The organism is Flavobacterium sp., assembly GCF_024305175.1.
GTDB lineage: Bacteria > Bacteroidota > Bacteroidia > Flavobacteriales > Flavobacteriaceae > Flavobacterium.
Genome location: NZ_JAMWYY010000075.1, coordinates 1 through 6,275, shown reverse-complemented (window position 1 = coordinate 6,275; position 6,275 = coordinate 1). Strand labels below are relative to the sequence as shown.

General features: G+C 39.8%; 6 protein-coding genes. 2 read left to right on the top strand and 4 right to left on the bottom strand.

What is annotated here, in order from left to right; genetic code table 11:
- Nucleotides 1–69: 69 nt before the first annotated feature.
- Nucleotides 70–1,053, top strand: coding sequence for a fasciclin domain-containing protein (locus Q0K96_RS13565; RefSeq protein WP_297334522.1), 984 nt, complete (start codon nucleotides 70–72; stop codon nucleotides 1,051–1,053).
- A 58-nt stretch (nucleotides 1,054–1,111) separates the two neighbouring features.
- Here Q0K96_RS13565 and Q0K96_RS13560 read toward each other — a convergent pair whose 3' ends face one another.
- Nucleotides 1,112–1,711, bottom strand: coding sequence for a hypothetical protein (locus Q0K96_RS13560; protein WP_297334521.1), 600 nt, complete (start codon nucleotides 1,709–1,711; stop codon nucleotides 1,112–1,114).
- Nucleotides 1,712–2,009: 298 nt separating this feature from the next.
- Here Q0K96_RS13560 and Q0K96_RS13555 point away from each other — a divergent pair, with 298 nt between their 5' ends.
- Entirely contained in the window at nucleotides 2,010–2,672 is a 663-nt protein-coding gene (locus Q0K96_RS13555; protein ID WP_297334520.1) for a response regulator, read from the top strand.
- 204 nt (nucleotides 2,673–2,876) lie between these two features.
- Here the strand turns inward: Q0K96_RS13555 and Q0K96_RS13550 are convergent, their stop codons facing one another.
- The 3 genes from Q0K96_RS13550 to Q0K96_RS13540 all read right to left on the bottom strand — a co-directional run bounded on the left by Q0K96_RS13550 (nucleotide 2,877) and on the right by Q0K96_RS13540 (nucleotide 6,140).
- On the bottom strand, nucleotides 2,877–3,686 hold the full coding sequence (locus tag Q0K96_RS13550; protein ID WP_297334519.1) for an SDR family NAD(P)-dependent oxidoreductase: 810 nt from the start codon (nucleotides 3,684–3,686) through the stop codon (nucleotides 2,877–2,879).
- A complete protein-coding gene (locus Q0K96_RS13545; protein ID WP_297334518.1) occupies nucleotides 3,686–5,272 on the bottom strand; it encodes a bifunctional GNAT family N-acetyltransferase/carbon-nitrogen hydrolase family protein in 1,587 nt (528 codons plus the stop codon). The genes Q0K96_RS13550 and Q0K96_RS13545 overlap by 1 nt, the downstream gene beginning before the upstream one ends.
- Nucleotides 5,273–5,381: 109 nt before the next feature.
- Nucleotides 5,382–6,140 carry a helix-turn-helix transcriptional regulator gene (locus tag Q0K96_RS13540; protein ID WP_297334517.1) on the bottom strand — a complete coding sequence of 253 codons (759 nt, stop codon included), beginning with the start codon at nucleotides 6,138–6,140 and terminating at the stop codon, nucleotides 5,382–5,384.
- Nucleotides 6,141–6,275 lie beyond the last annotated feature (135 nt).

The following is a 6,275-nucleotide window of genomic DNA, read 5'->3' as shown; positions in this document are numbered from 1 at the left end:
AAATTTATTTAACAAGATTTAACTTTACATAAATTTGTTCTAATCATAACCAAATAAATATCTAAAGCTATGAAAAGCAATTTTTTAACAAAGACTACCGCCATACTGGCTTTTGCAGTTGCGCCGTTTGTAACGTCATGCAGCAGCGATGATGACAACAACAATAACAATCAGCCGGATAACACTATTGTTGATATAGCTGCCGCTGATCAGAACTTCTCAATCCTGGTACAGGCTCTTGACCGTGCTGACCTTGTAGCAACACTTGATGGTGATACTGAATTTACAGTGTTTGCACCAACTGATGCTGCTTTTGATGCATTTCTTGATGCCGAAGGTTTTGAAACAGTAAACGATGTGCCTGTAGCTGTGCTTAGGGAAATATTACTTAACCACGTGGTTTCCGGTACTGTAATGTCGTCTTCACTGCAAACAGGATATGTAAAAACGCTTGCCAGAGGCAGTGCTTCTTCTACCAACACATTAAGTATGTTTATTAATACCGCAAGTGGTGTAGTAATAAATGGCGGTGCTGCTAATGGTGGTGCAACGGTTACTAGTGCTGACATTGAGGCCAGCAATGGTGTTATACACGTTGTTAATAGCGTAATCGATTTACCTACTGTTGTAAACCACGCTATTGCCAACCCTGCGTTCTCTATACTTGTACAGGCACTTACAAGAGATGACCAGCCTGATTTTGTGGGTACACTTTCCGGTACTGCAAACTCTCCTTTCACTGTTTTTGCCCCTACAGATGCTGCATTTGTGGAACTTCTTGATGAGTTAAACCTTGAAACATTAAACGATGTGCCTCAGGCTACACTTCAAAATGCGTTATCATACCACGTTGTTACCGAAGCTAATGTACTTGCTGCAACTTTAACTGATAATATGAGCGTTACTACTTTTCAGGGAGGTTCATTTACAGTAAACCTTGAGGGTGGCGCTTCTATTACAGATGCTAATGACAGGGTATCTAACATTATTGTTACAGATGTACAGGCATCAAATGGTGTGGTACATGCTATAGACAAGGTTCTGCTTCCGTAATTAATAATTATAAAAGTTAGAATGCTAAAAGCCCGGCTGTAATAGCCGGGCTTTATGTTTAGTTGCAGTTATTATACATTTCAGCAATTTCTATAGATTCTCTTGCGTCATACTCCTCACTCGCTATTTTTTCTATCAGGGCAGGGCAATCTGCAAAGAATTCCAATGCAAATTCTTTAAATTCATATCGCTTATAATTTGGTTTAATAATAGATCCGCGTTGTATTGAACTGTACATCACGGGTCTTTGCGAGCCGGTTTTAAGCAGGTACAAATAAGTAAGTTCTGTCATTGTAAGTAATCCAACTGTAGGCCGATATTCCAGTACTGTAACTTTTGGCCCTTCAGATAGTATTTGCATCATGCGTATTTTAAGATTCGTCTGTTTGCTAAAGTTATATGTGGCATAATATGACTCGAGATAAACATATCGCTGTATTTCGCCATCAACATCTATTTCGGCAGATTTTATATTTTCTGCGGGAATTTCTTCGGCTATTTCATTATTCGAATTTATAAGATTAATTCCCGTATCATAATTCATTTCAACCATTCCGGTTATTACATTACCGTCATTAAGTACTATTTTACCCTGATAAGTTTGTGAGTAAAGGCTAATGGACAGAAACAGGTTAATAAGAAAGCAAAGTTTTTTCATTTTTGTTCAGTTAAAGTGGTTAAATATAGAATATTATTTAATTATGCGCATTTACAAAATGATTATTTTTCGATTACTTTATATTGTTAAATAAATTGTTTTATTGCGATAATTTAACTATTTTCATCATCAGCAGTAACATCTGCTGTAATTATAATTATCAGCAATATTAGGGCTCGGAAGAAGAAGTATTTTAAAATAAAAATGTTAGCTTGTATTTGTTAATTGCGGTTTTTCCGCAATTTAATATTGTATTTAAAATATAACTTTGCCTACCCAAAATGTAAATACATCCAACTTGAAAAAGGTATTACGGGTTCTTGCGATTGATGACCACGTGGTTGTACTTGAAGGGTACCATGCAATTTTTAAGACCCTTAACGGAACGCATGGCAATCTTGAATTTATTAAAGCCGGAGACTGCAGGTCGGCATATCATACTATTGAGCAGCATCTCGAAAATCCTTTCGATGTAGCAGTAGTTGATTACAGCATACCTGATTATGCCGAAAAAGAATTATTTTCCGGTGGGGATGTTGCGCTTATGCTGAGGCAAAAGATGCCGCAGTGCCGCATACTGATGATGACCATGCACAAGGAGGTTGATATAATGAGCCGCATTTTAGAGCATGTACAGCCGGAAGGCTTTATTAATAAGAGCGACTGTACTACAGATGAACTGTTTGAAGGGTTTAAATCTGTGCTTGATGGTGGTGCTTTTTATTCTAAAACCGTATCTAATTTCCAGAAAAGGCTTGAAACAGGTATTATATTGGATGAAACCGACATCAGGATAATTAAATTGCTGGCTAAGGGTATTAAGAACAAGAATCTCGATAAATATATACCACTAACGGTTAGTGGTATTGAAAAACGAAAATACAGGATAAAGCGGTTGCTTGATGTTGAGGGTGGTGATGAAGAGCTTATACTTGAGGCACGCAACCAGGGATATATTTAGTTTGAACTTAGACAACAAAAAACCCGCATTTAATGCGGGTTTTTTATACATAAAAAATTTCTTAAAAAAATGTTAATTGCGGTTTTTCCGCAATTTTAAGTCGTTAATTATATGTTATTTTACATCACATCCAACTAATGTTATACATTCAGCTAATTTTAATTACTGCTCCTGCCAATGCGTTTGCCGGGGGCAGTATTTAAGTTAGAGTTCAGAAAATTTAAATCTAAACTTTAAAACCTCCGTTACCTTATCGGCAGCTATCACCTTCACTCCTGATGCTTCTTCCCGGCTGAACAAAGGTAATGGAAGGTTTTTTTGTTTAGCTTTCTCGGTATAATATGCCTCTCGCAAAGGGTGAAAGGGCGCCACTCCGTTAAAAACTTCTCCCCATATACCTTTTTCTATTACTGCTGTTATAATACCAATACAATCTGTTTGGTGTATAAGGTTAATTGGTGCATAGGGCTCCGCTATATTTTCTTTACCGGCTAAATGGTTTACCGGGTGCCTGTCTTCTCCTATTAACCCCCCAAAACGCACAACTGTAGTGCTGAAATTTTCATTACTTAAAAGCAGTTGTTCCGTTTCAAGCAATTGGCGTCCGCTTTCTGTAGTGGGTAATGGTATATCATATTCTGTAACAGTGCCTTTATTATTACCATATACCGAAGTTGAGCTTACAAAAAGTACATTTTTTACCTGTGCCGCTTCAATATGCGGAACAAGTTGTTTTATTTTATTTGTAAAGCTTTCGTTTGAGCCGCCCCGCAGTCCGGGCGGTATGTCAATAATAAGTGATTCCGTTTGTTCAAGTAGCTCTTTTATATTACCATCTATGCTGCCTTCCTGAAGTTGTACAACATAAGGTACAATGCCGTGTTGCTTTAAAATAGCTGTTTTTGCTGCTGTTGTGGTAGAGCCTTTTACGCTGTAGCCCATGTTAACAAGGCATTCTGCCAGCGGAAGCCCCAGCCAGCCACAACCCAATATAGAAATGTGTTTCTTTGGCATTATTTTACTGGCTGCTTTTTATTGGAAGCCGTATTGCTTGGCGTTTCCTGTGCTTTTGCAGGACTTATTTTTTTTATCCTGTACAAATCATCCCTTCGGTCTTTAAGTATACGCACACTACCATATTCGTGCAGTTCCTTAAGCAGGTCAAGGTCTATATCTACTATAAGTGTCATTTCTGTATTCGGTGTAGCCTCAGCTTTAATTCCGTTTGACGGGAAAGCAAAGTCTGACGGTGTAAACACCGCGGTTTGTGCATACTGGATATCCATATTATTAACCCCGGGCAGGTTACCCACACATCCCGCAATGGCTACGTAGCACTCATTTTCTATGGCCCTTGCCTGTGCGCAGTGCTTAACGCGGGTGTAGCCGTTTTGTGTATCGGTAAGGAAAGGTACAAACAATATTTCCATGCCTTCATCTGCCATGAGCCTCGAGAGCTCAGGGAACTCTACATCATAGCACACCATAATACCTATCTTGCCGCAATCGGTATCAAACGTTTGTATTTCAGATCCGCCTTTCATACCCCAGTAATGTATTTCGTTAGGGGTAATGTGTATTTTGCGATACATTTCGCTGGTACCGTCGCGTTTGCATAGAAAGCCTACGTTATACAGGTTACCATCCTCTACCATCGGCATACTGCCGGTAATGATGTTTATATTATAGGATATTGCCATTTCCTGGAAACGCTTGCGTATGGGTTCGCAGTAGCGGGCAATTTCGCGTATGGCATCCGCTTCGGTAAGGTGGTTAAAGTCGGCCATCAGCGGGGCAACAAACAGTTCAGGGAATAACGCAAAATCGCTCCCGTAGCCCGAAACGGCATCAATAAAAAATTCAGCCTGCTCAAAAAGGGCTTCCACATTTGCCAGCGGTCGCATCTGCCACTGCACAAGGCCCAGGCGCACTACGCTCTTACGTGCATTTATCAGCTTGGGGCTTTTATCGTAGTAAATGTTGTTCCACTCCATTAGCACCGCATACTCCTGAGAGCTTTTATCGCCTTCAAGGTAGTTGCGCATCACCCTTATTACGTGAAAGTCGTTGCTTAGTTGGAAAGACAATACAGGGTCATGCACTTCTTTAAGCCTTACCTTTTCTATATATTCTTTAGGGGTATATTCTTTAGAGTGATCGGTGTAGTTGGGTATCCTGCCTGCAAAAATGATCGACTTAAGGTTAAGCTGCTCGCAAAGCTCCTTGCGCGCATCATAAAGCCTCCTGCCCAAGCGCAGGCCACGGTATTCCGGGTCTATAAATACATCAATGCCATATAGTACCTCGCCATCATAGTCATGGGTGTCAAAGCTGTAGTTACCGGTTATCTTTTCGTAGGTGTGGTTAGATGTTGCCTTTTTATAATCTACAATCAACGAAAGTGCCGAACCGACTACCTTGCCGTCAACCAGCACCACGAGCTGCCCTTCAGGAAACATTTTTAAAAGCCGTTCAATATCTTTTTCGCCCCAGTAGGGCTCATCCATGTCATGATAAGCATGCTGCATGCTCAGCTTTAGCTGTTTGTAATCTTCAATCCTCAGGTTGCGCAGCTCAACCTTGCTTATCTCTATCTGCATATATCAATTTACGTTTATCTGTAAATTTACAAAAACTGTTCCTTTTACAGCGCGTGTTTTGTAGTTAATTGCTTGTTAAACAATAGCCGTGCTTAACGTTTATCAGGCTTTACCATCCCGGCCTTTGCCGTAAAGCAGCAATTGTATTTTCGAGTTGGGCAAGGCGTTGCTCCAGTTCGTTCTCACCGGTAGGCATGGTGTACCTAAACACATGTACCACCCTCCAGATGCCCTTAACCTCTGTTGTATCCAGGGCTACAGGCTCTACTCCCGGATGGTTTGCTTTGAGGACTACCTTGTCGCCCTGGTAACTCATTTTGCGCAGCAGGAGTGCTTTGTCGGTAACAGCTACTACAAGTTCCCTGTTGGTTGATGCTATGTCTTTTAAATCAATATTTTGCCCTATAACCATATCTTTGGGCAAAAAGCCCGATGCGCCGCCCGACATAGTAAGGTCATCTACAACCATAGCTATTTTATCATTACCTTCTACATTAGGAAGATAAATAAGAGGCAGCTTAATGTTGCTAATATTATTAGCATTGGTATAGTTTGCAATAAATTCGGCTGATTTTCCTTCTGTAATACAGGATATGCCTGCAAAAGCAGTATCCTGTTCTGTTGCTTCACCTGTAGTTATAGCCTCATTAAAGCGTAATAGTTTGTTTACGGTAAGCTCTTTAGTGAGCAGGTCTTCTACACCAATGCTAAAATGTTTAGCAATTTTCATTACTGTTTCCAGCTTAGGGTTACTACGGTCTTCTTCATAAGCGCCAAGTGTACCACGCTTTAAATCAAATAGTTCTGCAAATTCCTGCTGGCTCATTCCGTGAACGCTCCGTATCTTTTTTAAATTCTTTCCGAACATAGCGAAAAATATTTTGCTAATAATATTTGCAATTTAAAATAAATTAGCTAACTTTGTGCTAACAATATGAGCAAATATACAAATATTGCTAATATAATGAGCGTGTTAATCAAATTTAATTTGATAGTTGTTGTT

Bases quoted from the DNA above. Each gene is read 5' to 3' on its own strand.
- Q0K96_RS13565 (WP_297334522.1), top strand. From the start codon at position 70: ATGAAAAGCAATTTTTTAACAAAGACTACCGCCATACTGGCTTTTGCA.
- Q0K96_RS13545 (WP_297334518.1), bottom strand. From the start codon at position 5,272: ATGCAGATAGAGATAAGCAAGGTTGAGCTGCGCAACCTGAGGATTGAA.
- Q0K96_RS13540 (WP_297334517.1), bottom strand. From the start codon at position 6,140: ATGTTCGGAAAGAATTTAAAAAAGATACGGAGCGTTCACGGAATGAGC.
- Q0K96_RS13560 (WP_297334521.1), bottom strand. From the start codon at position 1,711: ATGAAAAAACTTTGCTTTCTTATTAACCTGTTTCTGTCCATTAGCCTT.
- Q0K96_RS13550 (WP_297334519.1), bottom strand. From the start codon at position 3,686: ATGCCAAAGAAACACATTTCTATATTGGGTTGTGGCTGGCTGGGGCTT.